Genomic DNA, 1,342 nt, shown 5'->3' with positions numbered 1-1,342 from the left:
TTTTGAGTAACAGCTTGCCGGATATTCAAAGGCAGCTACTTTTGGCTGCAATCATTTTTTAGTCTAAACTACAGTTATTAAGGATGTTACAAAATGGAGAAATTTTAGCCATGCCTGTCTCTCGGCCTATGCCAAGCATCAGCCCTCACTGCCACGAATTGCGGATCGATGATAGTGAAGCCGGTAAACAGTGGCGAATTATTTACCGGATTGACTCAGATGCTATTGTCATTGCAGAGGTGTTTCAAAAAACTACCCAGAAAACGCCTAAGCGCGCGATCGAAAACAGTCAAAAACGACTGAGATTGTACGATAGAAGCTCAGGAGAAACCTAGTTATTTCAGGACTTCCTTTAGGGTGGGCAATGCCCACCTTACAAATTGAGAGACAATTCACCATTCACAATCCTTGCTCTGTGCAATTCATATAATTAAAAGAGGTAATATTTACAATGGATGCCATTAAACGTCAACGTTTAGAAGCAGCAGGTTGGCGGGTGGGAGATGCCGCAGACTTTCTAGAGCTTTCAGCCGAAGAAATTGCTTTTATTGAGATGAAGCTGTCTCTAATTAAACGCTTGAAGCAGCTTCGCCTTAGTCAAAATCTTTCTCAAGAAAGTTTGGCTAAGAAAATTAAATCTAGCCAGTCACGGGTAGCTAAAATAGAAGCTGGCGATCCGTCTGTTTCTCTTGATTTGATGGTAAGGACAATGCTAGCACTGGGAGCAACTCGCGAGGATGTGGCACTTGCTATTACTTCTTCCAAAAGCTGAGAAGCAGACAGTTGACATTTGAGAATCTTCTAGAATTTGAAGTTAACTGTATCCCGATAAAACTATCTCAGCCGTGATAATTTTGCCTGACTTCCTCCCCAGATAAATTTAACGCCTCCGCCACCTGTTCGGCACTCAAACCCATTTCCAACAACCGGGGAATTGCATCCCTTATTGTCTGAGCTTTAGCTTGTTGTGCCTGCTCTGCACTGTCGGCTCGCAATCTTTCTTGTTCAGCTCTTTCCCGCTGTTGTTCCCCTCGCAATCTCTCCAATTGAGCCCTTTCATCGCCAATCAACAGCAAATTACCTTCCTCGTCCCACCAGCGCAGCCAAAGCATACTTTGATTTTGATAACGGCCTTGCCAAAGTCCCAATTCTATGCCTAAAGATGCAATGGGAAAATGACCGCGTTGATTGAGTTCTAACAGTTGATAATACCCCTCCATCAACCGATAAACTTCTAATCGACCGCTGTTAATTTCATAGATGCCGTAATAAGCTGTTGCACATTTAAACTGTGATACACGCATTGCCCTTATTTTTGATTTTACGACCCCACTTAATTATT

2 protein-coding genes and 1 pseudogene are annotated in these 1,342 nt (G+C 42.9%); 2 read left to right on the top strand and 1 reads right to left on the bottom strand.

Annotation, left to right across the window (positions count from 1 at the left end; all coding sequences use genetic code 11):
* Positions 1 to 83 precede the first annotated feature (83 nt).
* Both QT996_RS28480 and QT996_RS28475 read left to right on the top strand, forming a co-directional pair.
* Positions 84 to 335: a type II toxin-antitoxin system RelE/ParE family toxin gene (locus QT996_RS28480; RefSeq protein WP_445304600.1), complete on the top strand. Its 252-nt coding sequence runs from the start codon at positions 84 to 86 to the stop codon at positions 333 to 335.
* Between the two features lie 116 nt (positions 336 to 451).
* Positions 452 to 772: a helix-turn-helix transcriptional regulator gene (locus tag QT996_RS28475; protein ID WP_333050854.1), complete on the top strand. Its 321-nt coding sequence runs from the start codon at positions 452 to 454 to the stop codon at positions 770 to 772.
* Positions 773 to 839: 67 nt separating this feature from the next.
* Here QT996_RS28475 and QT996_RS28470 read toward each other — a convergent pair.
* A pseudogene (locus tag QT996_RS28470) lies at positions 840 to 1,271 on the bottom strand (Uma2 family endonuclease); the annotation flags it as partial.
* Between the last annotated feature and the right edge of the window lie 71 nt (positions 1,272 to 1,342).

This window comes from Microcoleus sp. S13C4 (genome assembly GCF_036700865.1).
Taxonomy (GTDB): domain Bacteria; phylum Cyanobacteriota; class Cyanobacteriia; order Cyanobacteriales; family Microcoleaceae; genus Microcoleus.
Note: the sequence above shows the minus strand (reverse complement) of the source record. Positions and strands in the feature narration are given on the sequence as shown.

What these genes read in the sequence shown, in the direction of transcription:
- QT996_RS28480 (WP_445304600.1), top strand. Translation starts at nt 84, where the DNA reads ATGTTACAAAATGGAGAAATTTTAGCCATGCCTGTCTCTCGGCCTATG.
- QT996_RS28475 (WP_333050854.1), top strand. Translation starts at nt 452, where the DNA reads ATGGATGCCATTAAACGTCAACGTTTAGAAGCAGCAGGTTGGCGGGTG.